Source organism: Catellatospora chokoriensis (genome assembly GCF_011297315.1).
Classification (GTDB): domain Bacteria; phylum Actinomycetota; class Actinomycetes; order Mycobacteriales; family Micromonosporaceae; genus Catellatospora; species Catellatospora citrea.
This window is the reverse complement of record NZ_JAAOTI010000003.1, coordinates 231,656-253,206: the sequence shown is the minus strand read 5'-3', so window position 1 is coordinate 253,206 and position 21,551 is coordinate 231,656. Positions and strand designations below refer to the sequence as shown.

20 protein-coding genes are annotated in these 21,551 nt (G+C 72.0%); 11 read left to right on the top strand and 9 right to left on the bottom strand.

Features of this window, described 5'->3' with window-relative positions:
• Nucleotides 1-47 precede the first annotated feature (47 nt).
• Complete coding sequence (locus tag HAV39_RS06135; RefSeq protein WP_191838202.1) at nucleotides 48-446, top strand: cupin domain-containing protein; 399 nt, start codon at nucleotides 48-50, stop codon at nucleotides 444-446.
• An 85-nt stretch (nucleotides 447-531) separates the two neighbouring features.
• Nucleotides 532-1,350 (top strand): hypothetical protein, encoded by an 819-nt coding sequence (locus HAV39_RS06130; RefSeq protein ID WP_191838201.1) that lies wholly within the window; start codon nucleotides 532-534, stop codon nucleotides 1,348-1,350.
• 19 nt (nucleotides 1,351-1,369) lie between these two features.
• Here HAV39_RS06130 and HAV39_RS06125 read toward each other — a convergent pair whose 3' ends face one another.
• A complete protein-coding gene (locus HAV39_RS06125) occupies nucleotides 1,370-2,071 on the bottom strand; it encodes a DUF899 family protein (protein WP_191838200.1) in 702 nt (233 codons plus the stop codon).
• Nucleotides 2,072-2,207: 136 nt separating this feature from the next.
• Between HAV39_RS06125 and HAV39_RS06120 the strand changes: the two genes are divergently transcribed.
• Nucleotides 2,208-3,128, top strand: a complete 921-nt coding sequence (locus tag HAV39_RS06120) for an RNA polymerase subunit sigma-70 (RefSeq protein WP_191838199.1) — start codon at nucleotides 2,208-2,210, stop codon at nucleotides 3,126-3,128.
• Between the two features lie 13 nt (nucleotides 3,129-3,141).
• On the opposite strand, the gene HAV39_RS06115 is transcribed toward HAV39_RS06120, so the two are convergent.
• Complete coding sequence (locus HAV39_RS06115) at nucleotides 3,142-4,470, bottom strand: BTAD domain-containing putative transcriptional regulator (protein WP_191838198.1); 1,329 nt, start codon at nucleotides 4,468-4,470, stop codon at nucleotides 3,142-3,144.
• A 202-nt stretch (nucleotides 4,471-4,672) separates the two neighbouring features.
• On the opposite strand from HAV39_RS06115, the gene HAV39_RS06110 reads away from it, so the two are divergent.
• Together HAV39_RS06110 and HAV39_RS06105 are read left to right on the top strand one after the other, a co-directional pair.
• The gene (locus tag HAV39_RS06110) at nucleotides 4,673-5,203 is read left to right on the top strand and encodes a hypothetical protein (RefSeq protein ID WP_191838197.1); all 531 of its coding nucleotides are present in this window, start codon (nucleotides 4,673-4,675) and stop codon (nucleotides 5,201-5,203) included.
• A 130-nt stretch (nucleotides 5,204-5,333) separates the two neighbouring features.
• Complete coding sequence (locus tag HAV39_RS06105) at nucleotides 5,334-6,281, top strand: methylenetetrahydrofolate reductase (RefSeq protein WP_191838196.1); 948 nt, start codon at nucleotides 5,334-5,336, stop codon at nucleotides 6,279-6,281.
• Between the two features lie 279 nt (nucleotides 6,282-6,560).
• Here HAV39_RS06105 and HAV39_RS06100 read toward each other — a convergent pair whose 3' ends face one another.
• Entirely contained in the window at nucleotides 6,561-7,526 is a 966-nt protein-coding gene (locus tag HAV39_RS06100) for a LysR family transcriptional regulator (protein ID WP_191838195.1), read from the bottom strand.
• A 22-nt stretch (nucleotides 7,527-7,548) separates the two neighbouring features.
• On the opposite strand from HAV39_RS06100, the gene HAV39_RS06095 reads away from it, so the two are divergent.
• Both HAV39_RS06095 and HAV39_RS06090 read left to right on the top strand, forming a co-directional pair.
• Complete coding sequence (locus HAV39_RS06095) at nucleotides 7,549-8,430, top strand: serine hydrolase (protein ID WP_191838194.1); 882 nt, start codon at nucleotides 7,549-7,551, stop codon at nucleotides 8,428-8,430.
• A 154-nt stretch (nucleotides 8,431-8,584) separates the two neighbouring features.
• The gene (locus HAV39_RS06090; RefSeq protein ID WP_191838193.1) at nucleotides 8,585-9,565 is read left to right on the top strand and encodes an MBL fold metallo-hydrolase; all 981 of its coding nucleotides are present in this window, start codon (nucleotides 8,585-8,587) and stop codon (nucleotides 9,563-9,565) included.
• Between the two features lie 63 nt (nucleotides 9,566-9,628).
• Here HAV39_RS06090 and HAV39_RS06085 read toward each other — a convergent pair whose 3' ends face one another.
• Entirely contained in the window at nucleotides 9,629-10,558 is a 930-nt protein-coding gene (locus tag HAV39_RS06085; RefSeq protein WP_191838192.1) for an NADP-dependent oxidoreductase, read from the bottom strand.
• 90 nt (nucleotides 10,559-10,648) lie between these two features.
• Here HAV39_RS06085 and HAV39_RS06080 point away from each other — a divergent pair, with 90 nt between their 5' ends.
• The gene (locus HAV39_RS06080) at nucleotides 10,649-11,569 is read left to right on the top strand and encodes an AraC family transcriptional regulator (protein WP_191838191.1); all 921 of its coding nucleotides are present in this window, start codon (nucleotides 10,649-10,651) and stop codon (nucleotides 11,567-11,569) included.
• A 51-nt stretch (nucleotides 11,570-11,620) separates the two neighbouring features.
• Here the strand turns inward: HAV39_RS06080 and HAV39_RS06075 are convergent, their stop codons facing one another.
• On the bottom strand, nucleotides 11,621-12,562 hold the full coding sequence (locus HAV39_RS06075) for a hypothetical protein (protein WP_191838190.1): 942 nt from the start codon (nucleotides 12,560-12,562) through the stop codon (nucleotides 11,621-11,623).
• Nucleotides 12,563-12,739: 177 nt separating this feature from the next.
• On the opposite strand from HAV39_RS06075, the gene HAV39_RS06070 reads away from it, so the two are divergent.
• Both HAV39_RS06070 and HAV39_RS06065 read left to right on the top strand, forming a co-directional pair.
• Nucleotides 12,740-12,928 (top strand): hypothetical protein, encoded by a 189-nt coding sequence (locus HAV39_RS06070; RefSeq protein WP_191838189.1) that lies wholly within the window; start codon nucleotides 12,740-12,742, stop codon nucleotides 12,926-12,928.
• Between the two features lie 74 nt (nucleotides 12,929-13,002).
• Nucleotides 13,003-14,394 carry a M1 family metallopeptidase gene (locus HAV39_RS06065; RefSeq protein ID WP_191838188.1) on the top strand — a complete coding sequence of 464 codons (1,392 nt, stop codon included), beginning with the start codon at nucleotides 13,003-13,005 and terminating at the stop codon, nucleotides 14,392-14,394.
• A 54-nt stretch (nucleotides 14,395-14,448) separates the two neighbouring features.
• Here HAV39_RS06065 and HAV39_RS06060 read toward each other — a convergent pair whose 3' ends face one another.
• Both HAV39_RS06060 and HAV39_RS06055 read right to left on the bottom strand, forming a co-directional pair.
• A complete protein-coding gene (locus HAV39_RS06060; RefSeq protein WP_191838187.1) occupies nucleotides 14,449-15,795 on the bottom strand; it encodes a family 43 glycosylhydrolase in 1,347 nt (448 codons plus the stop codon).
• Nucleotides 15,796-15,886: 91 nt separating this feature from the next.
• Nucleotides 15,887-16,255: a YciI family protein gene (locus HAV39_RS06055; protein ID WP_191838186.1), complete on the bottom strand. Its 369-nt coding sequence runs from the start codon at nucleotides 16,253-16,255 to the stop codon at nucleotides 15,887-15,889.
• A 367-nt stretch (nucleotides 16,256-16,622) separates the two neighbouring features.
• Between HAV39_RS06055 and HAV39_RS06050 the strand changes: the two genes are divergently transcribed.
• Nucleotides 16,623-18,254: a pectate lyase family protein gene (locus HAV39_RS06050; RefSeq protein WP_239120478.1), complete on the top strand. Its 1,632-nt coding sequence runs from the start codon at nucleotides 16,623-16,625 to the stop codon at nucleotides 18,252-18,254.
• A gap of 65 nt (nucleotides 18,255-18,319) precedes the next feature.
• On the opposite strand, the gene HAV39_RS06045 is transcribed toward HAV39_RS06050, so the two are convergent.
• Together HAV39_RS06045 and HAV39_RS06040 are read right to left on the bottom strand one after the other, a co-directional pair.
• Nucleotides 18,320-19,636: a cytochrome P450 gene (locus HAV39_RS06045; protein WP_191838184.1), complete on the bottom strand. Its 1,317-nt coding sequence runs from the start codon at nucleotides 19,634-19,636 to the stop codon at nucleotides 18,320-18,322.
• Between the two features lie 293 nt (nucleotides 19,637-19,929).
• Nucleotides 19,930-21,507: a right-handed parallel beta-helix repeat-containing protein gene (locus HAV39_RS06040; RefSeq protein ID WP_239120479.1), complete on the bottom strand. Its 1,578-nt coding sequence runs from the start codon at nucleotides 21,505-21,507 to the stop codon at nucleotides 19,930-19,932.
• Between the last annotated feature and the right edge of the window lie 44 nt (nucleotides 21,508-21,551).

Here is a 21,551-nt window from a genome sequence, read left to right as displayed (position 1 = left end):
TCACCCGAGCGGCAGACGTCCACCACGATCTGTTCAGGAGGCATCCCATGGCAGACATCGATTCGACGGCGTTCACCATGCTGCAGGAGGCGGTTCCGCCGTTCATCCCGGCGGGCGCGCACGCGATGACCATCGTCGTCGAATATCCGCCGGGAAGTCCCGGCACACCGCCACACCGGCATTCCGGCCCGGCGTTCGGCTACGTGCTCGAGGGCGAGATGGTGTTCGAGCTGGAAGGAGAGCCTGAGCGGGTGGTACGCGCCGGCGAGGTGTTCTGGGAACCGGGCGGCGACGTCATCCACTACCAGGACGGCAACAACCGCGACGACACGCCGGTGCGGTTCACCGTGACGATGCTGTGCGCACCGGACCAGCCGATGCTCGTCCTGGTGGACGAGGAGGAGCTGGCCCAGCGCAGGGACCGGCGTGCTCCCAGGCCGTCGTGAGCCGCGGGGTGGGGCGCCGGCCGCCGCGCCGCCGGAGCGCCCGCCGACCTCCGCCGCGCAGTGGGCCGTTGCCCAGGTCGCGGCGGTGGCGGACAGCCCACGGCAGCGCATCGCGCTGCTGGCCCGCACCTACCGCGGGCCCTACGGCCGAGCTCCGCGACACCTGCCGTTCCGGCGGGCCGCGATGTCGTTCATGCGCTGGCAGGCCGACCGCGGGGTGCTCGCCCCGCTGACCGCCCGGCCGCCCGGCAGCCGCTGGTGGCGGGCCGTCAACGACCGGCTGCTGCGCGACGGCTGCGAGGCGATGGCCCGCTCAGGCGGCATGCCGGGCCGGCCTTCGTCGCCGGCCGTCGGCCTGTGGACCGCGTTCGTCGACCGGCCGACGGCCCGCAACTGGTACCGAGCCCACAACGCGAGCATCGTCAGCGGATACCTGGACAACCGGGATCTCGCCGAGCGGGAGTCGATGCCGGAGCGGTTCTTCCTCAACGTCGTGCTGCTCCGGGTGCTGTACGCGCACGCGCTGGTCGCCGCACCGAAGCTGGCCCTGGGCAGGCTGGCCGTGCTGGGCCGGTTCCTCGGGGACCCGCGGTTGGGCATGACCGGGGTGTTCCTGTCCCTCGGCCGCGTCCTGCCCGACCGCTACCCGCTCGCGGCGGAGCTGCGGGGCTATCTCGCCCAGGAGCACCACCTGGGGCGGATGCTCGACTACGGTGTGATCCAGCCCCGGCTGCAGCTGCTGTACGACTGGTCGGCCGGGGAGCTGGACCTGCCGGGGCTGTGCGACCTCGTCCGCGACGGCAACCCCACCTACGCCTGGTCGTACGCCGACCGGCAGGTCTGGGCGCCGCCCGGCGGAGCGCTGCCACGCATCCTGGGACGCGTCACCGCTGCCCGGCCATGACGGCGCCGCGACCGCGGACTCAGCCCCGGGGCAGGCGGCTCCACTGCGCCGTCGGGCGGCCGTCGAGCCGCCACGGGTGACCGCTGACGCGCGGCCAGCCGGCGGGGGAGTCCTCCCAGCTCTCCTGGCGGCCGTACATCGTCAGGTCCAGGGCGTGATAGCTGGTCATGAGGGCCTCGACGCCCCGCCCGGTCGTCCAGTAGGTCTCATAGACCTGGTCGCCGTCGCGCAGGTAGCAGGCGATGAACCCGAAGTCGCGGCCGTCGACCAGGACCGGGCCGGCGTCGCGGGCCGAGTACCAGGGGAACGGATACCCCATGAACCGCGCGAACGCGGCGCTGTCGGGGTAGGGGCCCTGGCAGAACACGGCGTAGGTGACGTCCCGGGCGTGCAGGTAGTCCAGCAGCTGCATGTGGCAGGTCGAGAACGTGCAGCCTTCGCACTGCCCCTCGAACGGCGCGCCGTCGTGCCACATGTGGAAGTACCCGATGAGCAGGCTCCGTCCCTCGAACACGTCCACCAGGGGAGTCCGACCGCCGGGGCCCTGCACGGCGACCGGCGGCACGAGAGTCATCGGCAGGCGGCGCCGTGCCGCGGCGATGGCGTCTCCCTCGCGCGTGTGGGCCTTCTCCCGGGCCAGCAGCTCGTCGCGCGCTCGCAGCCAGGTCTGCCGGTCGACGACCGGTGGGCTCGCGGCGCCGGACAATGGATTCGCCGTCATGGTGGCGTCCTCTCGTGAATCGGATCGGTCACTGTTCAGACGAGCCAGGGCGGCAGCCGTCATCGGTCACCGATGAGGACCGGCCTGCTCGATCGTCAGTACAGTCATGACGAGGACCGAACTCCGGGAGAACCGCATGTCCGACGCGCCTGCCGAACCGGCGGTCCGGCTGCAGCGCGCATTCGGCGAGCACCGCCGGGACCTGCATCTGCACTGCTATCACCTGGTGGGCAACGTCCCCGATGCCGACGACCTGGTGCAGGAGACGTTCCTGCGCGCCTGGCGGGCGCGCGACCGCTTCGAGGGCCGGGCGTCGGTGCGCACCTGGCTGTACCGGATCGCGACGAACGTCTTCCTCGACAGCCGCAAAGCGGCCGCCAACCGCGCTGTGCCGTCCGGGGACCTGCTGGAGTGGTCCACCGAGATCGGCCCCTACCCCGACGCGCTGCTGGCCGACGACCCGCAGACCGGTGTGCCCGCCCGCGAGACCGTCGAACTGGCCCTGATCGCGGCACTCATGCACCTGCCCGGTCGGCAGCGGGTGGCGTTCGTGCTGCGCGACGTGCACGGCTGGACGCCGCCGGAGATCGCCGCCGCGCTCGACACCCCGGTCACCACCGTCAACAGCCTGCTGCAGCGGGCCCGCCAGACCCTGCGCCACCACGCCCCGGCCGATCCGCGGGACTGGCGGCGTCCGCCGCTGACCCGCCAGGACGAGGAGATCCTGCGCCGGTACGCCGCCGCGACCGACCCGCGGTCGCTGCGTGCTCTGCTCGCCGACGACGTGCGCATCACCATGCCGCCCGAGCCGCCGGTCGTCGGCATCGACGCGGCCGTGGCGTTCCTCAGCCGCCCCCTCGACTGGCGCACCTTCCCCAGCTCGGCCAACGGGCGGCCGGCGCTGGTCTGCTACCTGCGCGAGCCCGGCAGCCCACGCTACGAGGGCCTGGTCGTCGACGTGCTCCGGATCGAGCACGGGAGGATCGCGGAGAGCAACGCCTTCGTCGGCGCGCACCACGTCGCCGCCTTCGGCATGCCCGCCACCCTGGCGCCCTGAGCGCGGGACCCGTTCAGGCGGCGCAGGTCACCAGGCTGCACCAGCGGCGCATGCTGGTCTCGTCCAGGAACAGCCACCGGCAGTGGGACTCGGCGCAGGACCGCACGGTCAGCCGGCGCGGGTCGGCGAGCAGCTCGGCGGCGCTCCAGGCGGCGGCGTGCAGCGGCAGGCGCAGTCCGGCGTCGAGGCCGGGCCGCCAGCGCCCGCCGCCGGTCTCGTCCCGGGTGTACTCCAGCGTCTTGGCGGCCGCCTCGGCCGCCCTGGCGACCGCGTCGAACGCGCCGTGGTCGGCGTGCCCGCGCAGGCACGCGTACACCTGTGCGCGAAGTGCCCGCGCCTGCTCCAGGGTCGCCTCGGCCCCGGCCGGGTCGCGGCCGGCGAGGGCTAGCAGCCGGCTGACCGTCGGGTCGTCGGCGAGTCCGATGTAGCCGCACCACACGGCGAAGGTGTCGTAGCCGCGCAGCCACTCGGCGCCGGGCGGGGCCGGGCTCGGCAGACCCCAGCCGGCGAAGGTGTTGCAGAAGTCGAGCGCGGGATGCCCGCCGACGGTCCAGGGCAGCACCTGCTCGCGGACCCGCACCTCGTACACCGCGCGGCGCGGCTGGTCCAGGCGCGCATCGTTGCGGAGGATGCGCCGGTGCAGTTCCTGCAGGTCGGGGCCGGGGTCGACGCCGAGTTCGGTGGCCAGGGCCTGGCGGGTGGCCTCGTACAGCAGCAGGGCGTCGGCCCGGCGGGCGGCGCGGTAGTGGGCGGTCATCAGGAGGCCGATCAGCCGTTCGCGCAGGGGGAACACGTCGGCGAGCTCCGCCAGGTCCTTGCCGACGCGGGCGTGCCTGCCGAGGTCGAGGTGCGCTTCGGCGCGTTTCTCGACGGCCACCAGCCGGGCCTCGTCGAGCTGCCCGTCGAGCCGGTGCCGCAGTGCGTCGTCGGCCACGTCGGCCAGCAGCGGCCCGCGCCACAGCCGCAGCGCGCCGTCGAGCAGAGCGGCTCGCGCCGCGGGATCGGCGGCGTCCAGGCCCTGCTGCACGGTGCGATGGAAGTCGGTGACGTCGACGCGGTGGTCGTCCGCCTCGACGAGGTATCCGTCCGCGCGCGTGGTGATGCGCACGCCGTACGGGCTCAGCGCCGCCCGCAGGCGGCCCACGTAGGTGTACACGGCGCCGCGCGCCGAGGCCGGTGGGCTGCCGTTCCACAGCAGGTCGATGAGGCGGTCGATGGTGACCAGGTGCCCGAGGTCGAGCAGCAGCAGGGCCAGCAGGCAGCGTTCCTGGCGGCGGCTGGCGATCTCCACGAGACGGCCGTCGTGACAGGCCTCGAACGGGCCGAGCAGGCGGAACTCCATACCGGTAGGACGCTCGGCCCCGCCCGGGTGGTTGACCTTGGCGCGTGTCGAGGACGTGGTGAGGCGTGCCGAGTCGCGGGTGTGTCGCCGCTGCCGGATCGGGTGTTTCGTTCTACCGGTCCTTTTTGGGTGGTCAGACCGTGGTGAGCCGGCCGGGCCAGGCTGTGCCGGCACACCACGAAGGAACAGGAAAGGAGCGTTCATGCGTCGAGCAGTCATCGCGGCCGCGGTCATGGTCACCGCGCTGCTGGCCGGGGCCGTGCCGGCTCAGGCCACCGAACCGGCCGGCGGGGCCGGTGCGCACGGCGGCTGGGTGCCGGCCCCGTCGGCTGCCTTCGAGCAGCCTGCGGGTGCCCGCTGCGACTTCGCCATCCGCAGCGAGCCGATCCGGGACGAGGTGCGCAAGCTCGTCCTGGACACCTACGCCGACGGCAAGCCGAAGCGCGACCTCTACGCCGGTGACCTCGTCGTCAAGTTCACCAACCTGGAGACAGGGGCGTTCACCGAGGTCGACGCGAGCGGCACGGCGCTGGTCGAGTACGGCACGGACGGGTCGATGACCTACTACGTGGTCGGCCCGGTGATCTTCGGGTTCCGGGCGGACGGCAGCACCCTGCCGCGCGGCATGTGGTTGATCGACGGCGTCTACAGCGTCGCGTTCACGCCAACGTTCCAGAAGACCCTCACGATGGTCCACGGCACCACGACCAACCTCTGCACGCTCGTGGACTGAGCGAACGGTGGCCGGGTGGCACCGCGCACCCGGCCACGCGCCGCTCGACGCCGTCGCGCGCCGCGTGATGTGGCGCGGATCGCCTGAGCACGGGTCGGTGCGGTGCGAGCGGGTTCGATACCGTGCTTCCATGAGTGACGACAGCGTGACTGCCCGCCGGTCTCTGCGGGCGATGCTGGAGCGGGCCGAGGACGGCGTGCTGCTGCTCGGCATCACGCCGCCGCGGCGCAGCGTCTCGCCCGAGCAGGCCGCCCAGATCGCCGAGGTCACCCTCGCCCGGCTGGCCACGGTGGACCTCGACGGGCTCATCCTCTACGACATCGACGACGAGAGCGACCGCAACCCGCAGGAGCGCCCGTTCCCGTACCTGCCGACGATGGATCCCGTGTCGTTCCACCGCGACCACCTGGGCTCGTGGGAGCTGCCGTCGGTCGTCTACCGGTGCGTGGGCAAGTACACCGAGCCGGAGCTGGCGGACTGGCTCGGCGAGGTGGACACCGACCGGGTGCTGGGCGTGTTCGTCGGCGCGTCGTCGCGGGACAAGGGCGTGCGCACGGGGCTGACCCAGGCGTACGCGCTGCGCGACCGGGTGCGCGCCGACCTGCCGCTGGGGGCGGTCGCCATCACCGAGCGCTACACCCGCACCGGCGACGAGCACCTGCGCATGCTGACCAAACAGGACCGCGGCGCGTCGTTCTTCATCACGCAGGTGGTGTACGACGTCGACGCCACCAAGAGCCTGCTGTCGGACTACTACTACACCTGCGCGCAGAAGGGCGTCGCGCCCCGACCGGTGATCTTCACGTTGTCGGTGTGCGGCTCGCTGAAGACGCTGTCGTTCCTGCACTGGCTGGGCGTGAACGTGCCCCGCTGGCTGGAGAACGCGCTGCGCTACTCCGACGACCCGCTGACCGAGTCCTACCAGCAGTGCCTGGTCACCGCCCGCGAGCTGGCCGCGTTCTGCCGGCGGCTGGGCGTGCCGTTCGGGTTCAACGTCGAGAGCGTCTCCATCCGCAAGGTCGAGATCGAGGCGTCGGTCGAACTCGCCCGCGAGGTCCGTGACCTGCTGAACGGCTGATCCCGGCGGGCGCTTCGGGCGGTGGCCTACCAGTACGTGTCCGGTTCGGCCGGCACCAGCCGGTGCAGTAGACCGCGTGGATGCGCCCGTCGGCGAGCACCGCGTCGAATGCCGCGTCCGCGCCTTCGGACGGGCCGCCCACCGCCATGATCGACCCCCTGACCGCGACCGCCAGCTCGGTGGCGAGAGTCTGGATCTTCATGCGCCAGCGTCTCGGCAAGTGGCCCTGACCTGCGGATTATGGGCATCTGCGGCGGGGCCGCCTGCCCCGTGGTGGCCTCACACGCCCGGGGCGGTATGGAAGACGACCGACCACGGCGCCGGCGCCCCTGCCGCCCGCACCGTCGCGGGCGGCGCCCCGGTCCCGGCCAGGACCTCGCCGGCGACGGTGGCGAAGCGCTGCGCCGCCGGGTGCGGTGACCGGCGTGGCCACACCGCGGTGACCTGCTGCCACAGCGGGTCGCCGGTCAGCGGCCGCCAGGTGACCCGGGGCTCCCGGCGGGTCGCGGACTCCCGCTCCAGCGCCACGCCCTGACCGGCGAGCACCAGCCCGCACAGGAACTCGGGGTTGCGGGCGTGCCGCACCCGGCTCGGCGTGAAGCCGTGCTCGCGGCATACCGCGAGCAGGTGATCGTGCCAGGCGGGGGCGGTGGCGCGAGGGAAGACGACCAGGCCGTGCCCGGCGAGATCGGCCAGGGCGACCTCGCTCGACCGGGCCAGCGGGCTGGTCCGGGACAGGACCACGCCCAGGCGGGTCCGGACGACCGGGCCGGCGTGCAGGTCCGCGTCGTCGACCGGCTGGTGCACCAGGCCCACGTCGAGCCGCGCGGCGGCGAGCAGTTCCAGCTGCTCGGCGGTGGTCAGCTCCTGCAGGTCGACGTCGAGTCCGGGGGCCTGCTCGGCGAGCCGGCGCAGCAGCTCGCCCAGGGCCGCGGCGGGTGTCTCCGGCGGCACCCCGGCCCGCAGGGTGCCGAGCGTGCCGTCGCGGATGGTGTTCATGAGGGTCCGCATCCGCTGCTCCGCGGCCAGGAACTCGCGTGCCTCGTCGCGCAGCGCGTGCCCGGCGGCGGTCAGGGCGGTCTCGCGGGGCAGCCGGTCGAACAGGGTGACCCCGAGTTCGTCCTCCAGCCGCCGCATGGCCTGGCTGAGCGGCGGCTGGGCCATGCCGAGGATCGCGGCGGCCCGGCTGAAGTGCAGTTCCTCCGCGACGACCAGGAAGTAGCGCAGGTGCTTGGAGAGATCCACCGTCCGACCATAGGCTGATCCGATGTTGATCACGAACCGGATCGCGGACGTGTTCGCCGGCGCGGACATGCGGGGGTGGCTGCACGCCCGCGACCTCGACACCGGCCGGGAGGTCGCGGTCGGCGCGGACGACCAGGTCGTCATCGGGTCCATCTTCAAGATCCTGCTCGTCCTGGAGTTCGCCCGGCAGACCGCCGCGGGCTCCCTCGATCCGGCCGACCGGGTGCTGGTCCGCGCCGGCGACCGGCTCGGCGGCTGGGGCACGGCAGGCTGCGCCGACGACGTCGAGATGTCGCTGCGCGACCTGGCCTACTTCGCCATGTCCGTCAGCGACAACACCGCCGCCGACCTGCTGTTGCGCCGCGTCGGCCCGGACCTGCTGCCACTGCTCGCGCAGGAGCTGGGCCTGACCCGCACGCACCTGATCGGCGGGCCGCGGGAGCTGCTCGCCACCATGATCGCCGATGTCGGCGCGCGCGACGACGGGGAGTTCGCGCGGATCTTCCCGTCGCTGCCCGACGAGCGGGTCCGCGCACTGCGGGTGTTCGACCCCGCGCACACCAACTCCAGCACTCCCGAGGAGGTCACCCGGCTGCTCGGGCTCATCTGGCGGGACGAGGCCGGCCCCGCGCGGGCCTGCGCGGACGTCCGCGCGCTGATGTTCCGGCAGCTGTTCTGGACCCGGCTCGCCGCGGCGTTCCCGCCGGGCGTGCGGGTGGCGGGCAAGACCGGAACGCTGCCGGGCCTGCACATGGAGGCCGGGGTCGTGGAGTATCCCGACGGCGGCCGCTACGCGGTGGCCGTGTTCGCCAAGACCGAACGTCTGTCCATGCCGCGGCTGGAGCTCGACCTGGCGCTCGGCCGGGCCGCGAAACTGGCCGTGGACGACCTCCGTGGCGAGTGACATAGGCCACTTGTCGGGCTCGCCGGGCATCTCCTGAACTGCGCTGATATCCGGATCGATATGGCGGGTGCCGTCTCGCGATCTTGGACGGTGCCGCGGGGCGGGTGCTTCGCTGCGCTGGTCATCTTGATCCACCGCACGAGGGGAAACACCCATGTCTGAGCACTCGGCCGACCGCCGCCGCTTCCTGCGTACGGCCGCAGCGGGCACCGCGATCGCCGCCATCCCGGTCGCCGCCGCGCCGGCCCTCGCCACGCCGGCCGCCGCCGCGCCCGGTCCCCGGACCGGCACCGCCAAGCGGCAGACGGCGACGCTGCGCTGGCTGGGCACCTCCGGGTGGCGCATCGACGTCGGCGCGCGCACCCTGCTCATCGACCCGTACCTGACCCGGTTCCCGACCGGCCTGTTCACCGGCGCGTTCGACCCCGCCACCTCACTCACCGTGAACGCGGCCACGGTCGCCGCACACGTCGGCAAGCCGGAGAACGTGTTCGTCACGCACACCCACTGGGACCACTTCAACGACGTGCCGCACGTCGCGACGACCACCGGCGCACGGGTCTTCGGCACGCTCACCGCGTACCACCTCGGGCTCGCGTCGGGTGTGGCCGCCGGGCAGCTGAGCCCGGTCAAGGGCGGTGAGGTGCTGGAGTTCGGCGACTACTCCGTCGAGGTGGTGTCCGCGCTGCACAGCCGCAACGCGGCGTACTCGGTGGCTTTCCCGGGGGTGCGCACCAGCCCGGGCGTCCCGGCTCCGCGGACCATCGCCGATCTGCCCGAAGGCGACACGCTGTCCTACCAGGTCACCGTCAAGGACGGGCCGTCGGTGTTCTTCATGGGTGCCAGCGACTTCGTCGAGCGCAACCTGCGGGGCCTGCACCCGGACGTCGCGATGCTGGCCCTGCCGTCGACCGGCAACACCCACGACTACGTGCCCCGGCTGATCGAGGCCCTGGACCGCCCGGCGGTCGTGGTGCCGGTGCACTGGGACAACTTCGAGACGCCGCTGCAGAACCCGCCTGTGGTCGCGCCCGCCGACGCCGAGCGGCTGGCCGCGTTCGAGGCGGCGATCCGGCAGGCCGCACCGCGCACCACCATCCTGCGGCCGCAGTACGCGACGCCGTACACCTTCTGACCGTTGCGGCCTCGACCAGGCCTTGCTTGTCTGGTCGAGGCCTCCCGGCGCGTCGGCCGAGGTTCACGGAACGAGGACGACCTTGCCCCGGAGCAGGCCCGCCTCGCTGAGGCGGTGGACCTCAGCGAGATCGGCCAAGGGTCGGGTCCGGCTGATGTCGACCGTGACGACGCCTGCGTCGACCAATTCCACGAGGGCGGCCAGGTGCGCGACATCATTGCGGGCGACCAGGTGCAGTGCGGTGATTCCGGCGCCGGCGGGCGGTTCGATCGGTGTCGCGATCGACACGATCCGCCCGCCGGGCCGCACCACCGAAACCAGCGCCGCGGCGTCCGACGAGCGGAGTGGGACCAGGTTGAGCAGCGTGTCCACGGGACCGTCGAGAGCGGCGGCCACCGGAACGGCCGTGTAGTCGATCACGTGATCCGCGCCCTGCCGGCGGACCGTGTCGGCGCTGCGGGCACTCGCTGTCGCGGTCACGTGCGCTCCGGCGTGCTTGGCCAGCTGCGTCACGAAACCGCCGACACCGCCACCGGCGCCGTTGACGAGCACCCGCTGACCGCCGCCCACCTTCCCCTGCTCGAACACCGCCTGCCATGCCGTGAGGCCGGCCACGGGCAGGGCCGCCGCGTGGGCGAGCGGGATCCGGGTGGGGGGCGGGACCAGCGCGGCAGTCGGCGCGCTTACGTATTCGGCGGCCGCACCCGCGTCGTCCAGCCGCCCGATGACCTGGTCGCCCACCTCGAATCCGGCTGTGCCGGGGCCGATCTCGGCGACCGTGCCGGAAACGTCCCAGCCGAGCGTGTAGGGCAGGTCCACGGGGAGGAGACTCTGCAGCAGCCCGGCACGCAACGCGGCCTCGGTCGGGTTGAACGACGTCGCCGCGACGCGGAGGAGCACCTCGCCGGCACCGGGCCGGGGGCGGGCGCTGGTCTCGTAGCGGATCACCGACGCTGCGCCGTACTCGTGGATCCGTGCGGTCATCATGGTCATGCCACGAACCTACGATCGTGTCCTGAGACGATCCATGTGTGAGGCTGCCCGGTTCATACGCGTGCGTCTCGCCAGCCGTATCCTCGGGCGGTGGACGTGCTCAGTGACGTGATCTCGGTGACGCGGACCGGCCGACCCCGCTCGGCACACGTGCGCTGGCACGCTCCCTGGGGGCAGCACTTCGCCGCGGTGCCCGGGTCGGCGGGCTTCCAGGTGATCCTGGAGGGCTCGTGCTGGCTGCTGCCACCGGACGCGCAGCCCGTTCCGCTCGGCGAAGGCGACGTGGTGTTCCTGCCCCGCGGCACCGGGCACACCCTGGCCGACAGTCCGGAAAGCCCCGTGGCGCCCGCCTGCGTTCCCGGCGACCCGCAGTCGGTGTCGGACTCGGTCGACCGCACCGGGCAGGGCGGTCCCGAGACCGTGGTGCTCTGCGGTGCGTACCAACTCGACGTCTCCCGCGCTCACCCGCTCCTGCTGAGCCTGCCCGAGGTGATGCACCTGCCCGCGCGGTCGGGCCGGCGCCCGGAGCTCACCTCGGCCGTCCGGCTGCTCGCCGCCGAGGTGCGCCATCCTCGCCTGGGCGCGGACGCGGCCAGGCGGGCGCTGCTGGACACGCTGCTGCTGTACATCCTGCGGGTGTGGTTCGACGAACAGGCCGCACGGGGCGACACCGCCGGCTGGGCGGCCGCGCTCAGCGACCCGCCGGTCGCCGCGGCGCTGCACGCCATGCACCGGGAGCCGGCAGCTCCCTGGACGGTGGCACAACTCGCCGCCCAGGCGGGACTGTCCCGGGCGGCGTTCGCCAGGCGCTTCGCCACGCTCGTCGGTCAACCACCCCTTGCCTATCTGACCTGGTGGCGGATGACCACGGCGGAGCGCCTGCTGCGGACCACCGACGCACCGTTGAGATCCATCGCGGGACAAGTGGGCTACGGCTCCGAGTTCGCCTTCGCCGCCGCCTTCAAACGCAGCCATGCCACGTCCCCCGGCAGGTATCGCCGCGAGTCGTGAGCGCGGCGCCCGCGCCGCGGCCCGGCCTTCGACGCCACGCGGCGCCGGTCGTCAGGCGCGCGGCAGGCCTAGTTCCCTGCGCAGCTTTCCTTTGAGCATGTCCAGCTCCGCGTCGGTGGTGTAGACGTGGTCCTGGTCGAGGGTGACCGCCACGAGGTGCCGGCTGGGGTTGCGACTGATCTCGTAGTAGTAGATCGCGCCCTGCTCGACGTCGAGCACCAGCCGGACCAGGGGGCCGGTGTGCAGGTGGGCGAGCTGCGGGTCGAGGGAGTGCCGCAGCTCGACCACGCGTTCGCCCTGGGCGTGGTAGAACTCCCGGCGCTGGTGCGCGCTGAGCTGGCGCACCCGGTACCTGGCCTGCTCGAACGTGTCCACACTGAACACCCTTTGGGCCGGTGCGGCCGGGTCGGTGTCCGGCGGCTCGTACAACGCGATGTAGTGCAGCCGCTCGACGCTCAAGGCGTCGCGGCAGGCCTCCAGCAAGGCGCGGTCGCTGGAATCGGCCTGGTAGACGCCCGTCACCGGCGAGACGGCGATCTCCTCGACGGGAACCCGGGTCGTCGACGGGTTCTCGATGACCTCCTGCACGTCCTCGACCCGGAAGTAGAAGCAGCCGATGGCGAAGACGGTCACCCCGAGCAGCAGGGTCGTCATGCCCACCACGTCCTGCACGAGATCCTTGTTCTCGAACAGGTCGAAGGCGGCCGTGACCAGGAACCCGTGCAGGGCGGTGCCCAGACCGGCCAGCACCAGGAACGTGGCCCGGGCGCGCTGCATGTTCAGCCAGCCGGGCCGGAACAGGTACAGCCCGCCCGCGGCGATGCCGACCACCACGACGGTCACGCCGGCCCGGCCGAAGTTGAACGGCTCGTCGCCCAGCAGCGCCAGCAGGATCTCGAAGATCAGCGGGAGCGCGATGGAGCTGGCCAGGATCCCGGCCATCCGCTGCGACCAGGCGATCTTGGGTACGGCCGTGGGGTCTGCTGTGGACATCGCACACCTGTCTGCGGAGAGGGAGGGGTGCGCACATCGTATGTGGATGGTGAAAGGCGTCGATCATCCGATCGGGTCACAGGTGACGGGCCGTGTTTGTGCCGGAATCCGCACGGGAATCGACGCCGTGGGGCCGTCCTCGTCCGGAGCCGGTCCACGGCAAGCGAGGGGCACACCATGTACGCGTTCGAAAGCGGCACCGTGCTGGCCCGCCCGGCGCTGGACCCGCCGCCCGCCGAGCACGAGGCGAGGGTGGACGAGCCCGTCTGCGACGGCTGCGGGCGGCCCGTGCCCTGCCCGGCGGCCACGCACGTCTACCGCCGGGAACTGGCCGCCGACTTCGCGCGCGGCTACTCCGGGCTCTGACGCCGAGAATCACAGGTTCTTCCCAGCTTCGCCGACCGTCGGCGGGGAGCCTGCGTCTCACTTAACGTGATTCCATGCGAAAAGCCCGAATCGTGGGGATGATGGTCGTCACCTCGTCCCTGCTGGCCGGTTGCGGCCTGCTTCCCCCGAGCCTGACCGGGCAGGTCGGCCTGGCCGGCATCGGCGACCCCTACTTCCCGACCTACGGCAACAGCGGGTACGACGTCGAGCGCTACCAGTTGAAGGTCAAGTTCGATCCGGCGACCGGGCGGCTGGACGGGACCACGACGGTGCGCGCGAAGGCGACCCAGTCCCTGGACGAGTTCCACCTCGACCTGTACGGCCTGACCGTCAGCGGTGTCAAGGTCGACGGCCGGGCCGCCAAGACCGCCCGGGAGCGCGACGAGCTGGTGATCACACCGGCCGTGCCGATCGCCTCCGGCGCGGCGTTCACCACCGAGGTCGTCTACGGCGGCCGGCCCGCCGACACGCCCGACCGCGACGCCGAGGGCAACGGCTTCTTCACCAGCCGCCGCGGCGCGGTCGCGGTCGGCGAGCCGCAGTCGGCGGCGGCCTGGTTCCCGGTCAACGACCATCCCCGCGACAAGGCGCTGTACGACATCGAGCTGACGGTGCCGCCGGGCTACAGCGGGATCAGCAACGGGCTGCTGCGCGGCCGGACCGAGGACGCGGGCTGGAGCACCTGGCGGTGGGAGGTCACCTCGCCGATGGCGTCCTACCTGGCGCTGATGGCGGTCGGCAAGTTCCGGGTGAGCCAGGGCGAGCACAAGGGCAAGCCGGTGATCACCGCGATCGCCGAGAAGGTGCCGGTGGGGGAGGCGGACCGCAACCTGGCCCGGACCCCGGAGGTCGCCGACTTCCTGGAGACGATCGCGGGGCCGTACCCGTTCGACGCGTACGGCGGGATCGTGGTGGCCGAGAAGCGGGTCGAGGACGAGATGGAGAGCCAGACCCGCCCGGTCTACACGGCCGAGACCTGGGCCGACGGCCCCGACACGGTGATCCTCGCGCACGAGCTGGCGCACCAGTGGTTCGGCGACAGCGTGTCGGTGGACACCTGGCGCGACATCTGGCTCAACGAGGGCTTCGCCACCTACGCCGAGTGGCTGTGGCAGGAGCACGACGGCGGCCCGACCGCGCAGCAGCAGTACGACAAGCGCTACGCCGACACGAAGTCCGACCTGTGGAAGGTCCCGCCCGGCGACCCGGGCCGGGAGGAGATCTTCTCCGACAGCGTCTACGAGCGCGGCGGCATGACCCTGCACGCACTGCGCAAACTCGTCGGCGACGACACGTTCTTCGGGATCCTGCGCACCTGGACCCAGCAGCACAAGGACGGCAACGCCAGCACCGCCGACTTCATCGCGCTCGCCGAGAAGGCCTCGGGCCGCCGGCTCGACGGTTTCTTCGACCAGTGGCTCTACACCACCGGCCGCCCGTCCTGACGGGCCGCCGGAGGACTGCCCCGGCGGGGGACATCCGCCGGGGCAGTCCGCTGCTCAGGCGACCTCGATGTAGTCGAGCTCGGCCCAGCGGCTCAGGTAGGTCAGGCGCACCGTGTTCCACCCGGCCGCCAGGGTGACCCCGACCGGGGCCTGCCGCCAGGTCTCCCAGCCCGTGTCCGGGTAGTTGACGGTCGTCGGCGTGCCGCCGTTGACGGTGAGCGTGTGCTGCGCGTCGCCGAAGCCCGCGGCGTAGCCGACGTGGACCGTGTAGGCACCGGCCCGCGGCGCGAACACGCTCAGCTGCACCCAGCTGTCGGCGTAGTCGATGTACGCGACGGCCTGGCCCTGGGAGGCGGTCGTGGTCGCCCGGACCGAGCACCGGTTCAGCGTGCCGCGTTCGGCCTCGGTGCGCACCCGGCTGCCCCGGACCACGGGGAAGCCGCCGGCCCAGCCCAGCGCCGCCACGTACATGCCGCGGGCGCTGTAGTTGTTGATCCAGCCGTGGAACACGATGCTGTCTCCGGCGGCGTCGCGCACCACGTCCGCGCCGCCGGGGCCGCGCACGGTGCCGTCGACGCTCTCGGTGGTGATCAGCGAGCGGAACGCCTTCGTGTACGGCCCGGTCAGCGCCGCCGAGGTCGCGTAGCTGGTCTGGTAGCCGTCGCCGCCGTATCCGCCGAGCGAGTAGAACAGCACGTACTGGGTGCCGACCTTGGTCAGGACCGGGGCCTCGATGACGCCCGCCTCCTCGGGCCGCCCGCTGCGCAGCAGCTCGACGCGGCCGCCCTGGAAGGTGAGGCCGTCGGCGGCGACGCCCTGCAGCCACAGGCTGGTCGGCTGGCCGATGGCGTTGCCGTCGTCCTTGTACAGCAGGTAGCGCGCGCCGGTGCTGTCGACGAAGCTCGACGCGTCGATGTCGCCGCCCTCCCCGCCGTTGCAGACCAGCGGCTGGGTGCCGACCGGCGTGAACGGCCCGATCGGGGAGGTGGCCAGGGCCGCGCCGATGCACTGCCTGCCGACGGCGGTGCTGCGCGCGGTGTAGTAGAGCAGGTACCGGCCGTCGGCCCGGCGCGACACGTCGGGCGCCCAGGTCAGGCCGCCGCTGGCCCAGGCGCCGAGGGTGGGCAGCGCGTTGCCGCGGCGGGTCCACGGCCCGGCCGGCGACGTCGCCGAGGCGACCGGCACGTTGCCGAAGCCGTTGTTGGTCGAGTAGGCGTAGTAGACACCGTCGAAGCGCGAGACGTCGGGGTCGGCGAAGTCGCTGCCGATGACGAGCTGCGGCGCGGCCGTGGCGGCGGCCGCGGCGGCCGGGGTGGCGACGGCGAGCGGGACGGACAGGGTCGCGGCGATCGATGCGAGCGCCAGGAACGTAGTGACGACAGACGATGGCGAGCGGGGCATCGCTCCTCCTCAGGTCGCTTTCGGAACTGGAAAGAAAGCATCCAGAAGCGCGAGCGTATCGAAGTATGACGTTATAGTCATCCGCTCGCCGTCATGCCCCGGCTCCATCGCCGGGCCCGTTCGGCTTGAAGCGGCGGACCTCCTGCGGCCAGCCGCACGCCTGCGCGACCTTGCCGGCCCACCTGCGGGCGGCCGCCTCGTCGGGCACGTTCACCACGGTCAGCCCACCCAGGAACTCCTTGCTCTCGACGTAGGGCCCGTCGGTGAACAGCAGCGTGCCGCTGGTGTCGTCGGCGGTGAAGGCCGCGTTGTCCTCCTCCAGCCCCCCGGCGAACACGTACACCCCGGCCGCCTTCATCTCGTCGACGACCGCCTTGGCCAGTGGCCCGCGCGCGCGGAACCACTCCTCGCTGTGGTCGCCCACCCACTGCTGGTTGAAGTAGATGAGGTACTCGGTCATGGCTGCTCCTCTGCTCGGCCGGACGGCGTCCGTCGTCGACTCAACCACGAACGGCATCCGGCAGATCCGACACTGCTCGCCGGAAATCTTCGGCACCGGGTGCGACATTGCTGCCGGACACTCCCGAGGCGGGCACTGGCGACCGGGAAAGCGCTTGCCATACGATCGGAGCCATTCCTGCGAACGGAGGGACTTCCGCCCGCGCCGCAAAGTTCGCCATAGCAGACCTATCGGGGCCGACCGACCGTCGGCCATGGGCGTTTGACCCGATTGAATGCAACAAAGCTGCACATAGGAGCCATTGACTGTTTTAAGTATGTCTTCCTACGTTGGGGGAAAGCGCATTCCCACACAGGGAGGTCCTACAGTGCAGGAAGCGCACGTCCCCCTCCGGCGGAGCAGGCGCGCCCGCAGCGCCCTGGCCGCCGGCGTCAGCGTCACCGTCACGGCGCTGATCCTGACCATCGGTGCGGCCGCGAACGCGGCCACGCTCCTCTCGGACGACTTCAACGACGGCAACGCCAACGGCTGGACCACGTCCGGTGGCAGCTGGTCGGTGTCGTCCGGCGCCTACGCCCAGTCGAGCACCGGCGCCAGCGCCAAGGCCCTGGCCGGCTCCACGTCCTGGTCGACCGCCACAGTGTCGGCGAAGGTCCGGGCGAACACGTTCAGCAACTCCACCTCGCGCGGGGTCGGCGTCGCGGCCCGCGTGCAGAGCACGTCGAACTTCTACGCGCTCGTGCTCACCCCGACCGCGGTGCAGCTGCGCAAGGGCAGCACCACCGTGCTGGCCACCGCGCCGTTCTCCGCGGCGACCGGCACCTGGTACACCCTGGCCCTGAGCGCGTCCGGCAGCTCGCTGGTCGGGTCGGTCAACGGCAGCCAACTGGTGTCCGTCTCGGACGGCTCGTATCCGACCGGCCGCGCCGGGCTGCTGGCCAACTACACCGCGGCCTCGTTCGACGACGTCGTGGCGACCGATGCGGCGGGCCCGAGCCCGTCGACGCCGCCGTCGGCGTCCAGCTCGCCGTCCGCGCCGCCGTCGGCCTCGCCGTCGGCGTCCGTGCCGCCGTCGCCGAGCACCAGCCCACCACCGCCGCCCACCGGGATCATCGGCTGGGCCACCCAGGCGGGCGGCACCACCGGCGGTGCGGGCGGCGCCACGGTCACCGTGAGCACGTGGGCCGACTTCCGGACCCAGGCGCAGGCGTCGGGCACCCGCACCATCCTGGTCAACGGCATGCTCAGTGGATCCGGCACGGTCGAGATCACCGCCAACAAGACCATCCAGGGTGTCGGCGCGAACTCGGGCGTCTCCGGGACCACGCTCAACATCGAGGACCTGCACCCGGCGAACGTCATCATCCAGAACATGAACATCCGCGGGGTGCCGGGCGGCGACGCGATCCAGATCGAGAACGCCACCCACATCTGGATCGACCACAACATGATGTCCAGCACCATCGAGAGCGACGTCGACTTCTACGACGGGATGATCGACATCACCCATGCCGGCGACTACGTCACGGTGTCCTGGAACATCCTGCGCAACCACTGGAAGGACTCGCTGGTCGGGCACTCCGACGGCAACGCCGGTGAGGACGTGGGCCACCTGCGGATCACGTACCACCACAACTGGTTCGACCGGACCTTCGAGCGCAACCCGCGGGTGCGGTTCGGCGAGACGGTCCACGTCTTCAACAACTACTACTCCAACATCGACAACAACACCTCGTCGTACGGCATCGCGTCGACCATGAACGCGGGGGTGCTCGTCGAGGGCAACGTGTTCGAGAACGTGGTGCAGGCGTGCTGGTCGGCCAGCGGCTACGCGGACTCCGACCCGGGCCGCCTGGTGGCCCGCGACAACCTGCTCACCAACTCGGGGCCGTGCGAGACCAACGGCTCCGTGGCCTCGGTGCCCTACGGCTACACCGCGCAGAGTTCCGGCGCGGTCAAGTCGTCGGTCACCGCCGGTGCGGGCGCGGGCAAGCTCTGACCTGCCGCGTAAGCGTCACCGAGGGCCGGCGACCGGGGAAGGCCCGGTCGCCGGCCCGACCCGTGTCACCGGCTGCCGCCCGCCCCCGTGACCGGGCAGCGGCGCGCCGGGGTGAAGCGCGCCCGCAGGCCCGCCGGGGCGAGCCGGCCGAGGAACCTGGGCGCGGCCGTGACGGCGTTGCTCGACGCGACGGTGTAGGCCTGGGCCAGCCGCGAGGTCGTCAGGGTGAGCTGGCGCACGGCCAGGGCCGATCCGACGCAGACCCGCGGCCCGGCGCCGAACGGCAGGTAGGCCGCCCGCGGTGCGGGCCGTCCGGTGAGCCAGCGGCTCGGGTCGAACTCGTCCGGGCGCTCCCACCAGCGCGGATCGCGGTGGATCAGGTACGGGTTCAGCAGCACCTCGTCGCCGGGGTGCAGCGACCAGTTCGCGAGCGTCGTCGAGTGGTACGCGGTGCGGGTCATCAGCCACACCGGCGGATACAGCCGCAGCACCTCCTTGACCACCGCCTCGGCCAGCGGCAGGCGCGCCTTCGGCACGGCATCGCCGGGACCCGCCTCGTCGCGCAGGTCGGCGGCCAGGTCCGGCCGCATGGCCAGTTCCCGGACGATGGAGACGACGGCGGCCGCCGGAATGCCGTGTCCGCCCATGAGGATGCCGCGCAACGTGGCCATGACCGTGCTGTCGGACATCGCCGGGTCGGCGTCGAGCAGGAAGTCCAGCAGGTCGGCCGGTGCCGCCGGGCGCGGGTCCGCGCGCCGCCGCCGAACCAGGGCGGTCAGGGTCTGCACCGTGTGCCGGTGCACCCGGAAGAAACGGCGGTGGCGGGGCAGCGGCAGCCAGGCGGGGAACTGGTAGGACGACGCGGTGAACGGTTCGGTGATGTCGAGGTTGTCGGTGAGCAGTGCCGGCAGCCCCGCCGCGTCCCGGCCGAAGCAGTAGTCCGCGATGGCGTGGGCGGTGAACGCGCGCGCCAGCGGCAGGACGTCGACCTCGCGTGTGGCGCCGGGTCGGGTCAGTTCGTCGAGCAGCTCGACGGTGCGGGTGTCGGCGGACGCGGCGGCGGTGTGGTTGAGTCCCGGCCACACCGTGCGGCGCGCGGACATCCAGGCGGCGGCCTGGCCGGCGGCGTCGCCCAGGTCGGGCCGGGCGTCGAAGGGCGCGAGTTCGGTGAGGAAGTCGGTGTTGGTGCGCGCGAGCACGTCGTGGGCGGTCTCAGGGGCGGTGACGAAGACCGTGCGCTCGTCGAAGGCGAACACGTCGCCGTACTCGTGATGGGTGCGCCGCAGGAAACCGATGCGGTCGTCGTCGTAGGCGGGCGTGTTGCCCATGAGCCAGTGCCCGCGCGGCCCTGGCGGCCGGGTGCGCTGCTCGGCCTGTGCCATTGGATCTCCCACGGTCGCAGGTCCCCGGACCGAGGTCCCGCGACCGGGGTTCCGGATGCCGGTCGGCCTACTCCGGGTAGTTGTAGAACCAGTACGGATAGCGGCCGCTGACCTGGGACCTGCCCATCAGGCGAGCGGCCACGTGGCGGAGCACGCGTGCCATGGAAACCCTCCTATATAGAGAGGCGTTTATTGATGTGCATCGTGTCATGTGCGGCGGGCCGGTGCAACGGGCTGGGCGGCGGGCCGCCCGACGGCATCGGGCGGCCCGCCGGCCTACCTGCGCGCCGGGGTCAGAAGCGCGCTCCGACGTCGGCGCCGTTGGCCGGACGCAGGAACGTGGAGGAGGGGATCGAGCCGTCGGCGGCCCGCGCTCCGGTGATCGTGGACGGGTCGGTGCTCTGCAGCGTCCAGGTGCCGCCGAGGTCCCACGAGTTGCCCGAGCCGCTGGAGTTCGCGCCGAGCGAGACCGCGGTCCCGTTGGCCACCGCGAGGTTCCTGGTCAGCGTGCTGTCGGAGCGGTTGACGTTGAACCCGGTGCCGGGGTTGTCCCAGGCGGTGCAGCGGTCGATGAGATGCTGGCCGGGGTTGTTGTTGTCGATGAAGCCGCCGACCGCGTTGTCCCAGGTCATGCTGTTGCGTACGGTGTGGCTCGCGGCCACGGCGTTGCCGCCGAGCTTGAACCCGTTGCCGTCGCCGGTGTAGTTCGGCAGGTTCCACCGGTTGAACCCGTTGCCCCAGGACAGGCTGTTCTCCAGCAGGATCGGCGCGGAGAACATCCAGAAGTCCAGCCCGTCGTCGGAGTTGTTCCACAGCCGCGCTCCGCGCACGACGTTGCCGCTGCCGGAACCCTCCTTGATGGCCAGGCCGTCGGCGCTCTCGCCGTTCTTGCGCGGGTCGCGGTTGCCGTAGCTGTCCAGGTTGAGGATCAGGTTGTTGCTGGACGAGCCCTGCAGGTGCAGGCCGCTCTCGTAGTTGTCGCGGGTGATCAGCCGCTCGAACACGCTGTTGTTGGTGTCCAGGCCGAAGACGGCGTACGGGCCGTGGATGATCTCCAGGCCGACGATGCGCCACCAGTCGCCCTCGATGTGGATCGCGCCGCGTTCGGAGCGGGGGATCGTGGAGTCCACCGCGCCCGGCGTGTACGACATGTTCTCGCCGTCGAGCACGACCTTCTCGCTGCCGTAGTTGCGCAGCGTGATCGGCTGGCTCGACGTGCCGTTCTTGAGCAGTTGCACGTTGGTGCTCGGCGCGTACGTCCCGCCGCGAACGTAGATCGTGTAACCCGCCTGGGCCAGGTCGACCGCCCGATGGATGGTCTTGAGCGGAGCGCTGAGCGTGCCCGCGTTCGCGTCGTTGCCGGTGGTCGCGACGTACAGCGCGGTCGTGGGCGGCGGAGTGGAGCCCGCCTCGAACTCCAGGTGGTCCACGTTCGCCAGGCCGGTCGACGTGGTCGGGGTGAGCCGGACGGTGTTGCTGCCGGCGTTGACGTTCACCGTCAGCGTCTTGGTGGTCCAGGCGGCCCAGGTGCCGGTGCCCTCGAAGGACACGGTCTGCACTGTCGTCCCGTTCACGGCCAGGGCGGCGGGCCGGGCCGTCGTGGTGCCGTTGGCGAACCGTATGCCCAGGGTGGCGGTGCCCGCGGCCGAGGCGGTGACGGTGAACTGCACGTAGCCGCCGGTGTTGTTGTCGCCGTTGCAGAAGCCGCTGCCGGAGAACCCGGCCCAGTTGCTGTCGATGGTGCCGACGCACACGGCGGGCGAGGTCTCGGCCTCGTGGCGGGTCGGCGCGGCGGTCGCCATGGGCGCGGGCAGTGCCAGCACCGCGCCGAGGGTCAGCGCGGCGGCTGCGGCCAATGATGTGACTCTCATGGGTCTCCCAAGCTGGAGCGGGCGTGGTGCGAGCGCACGGCAGT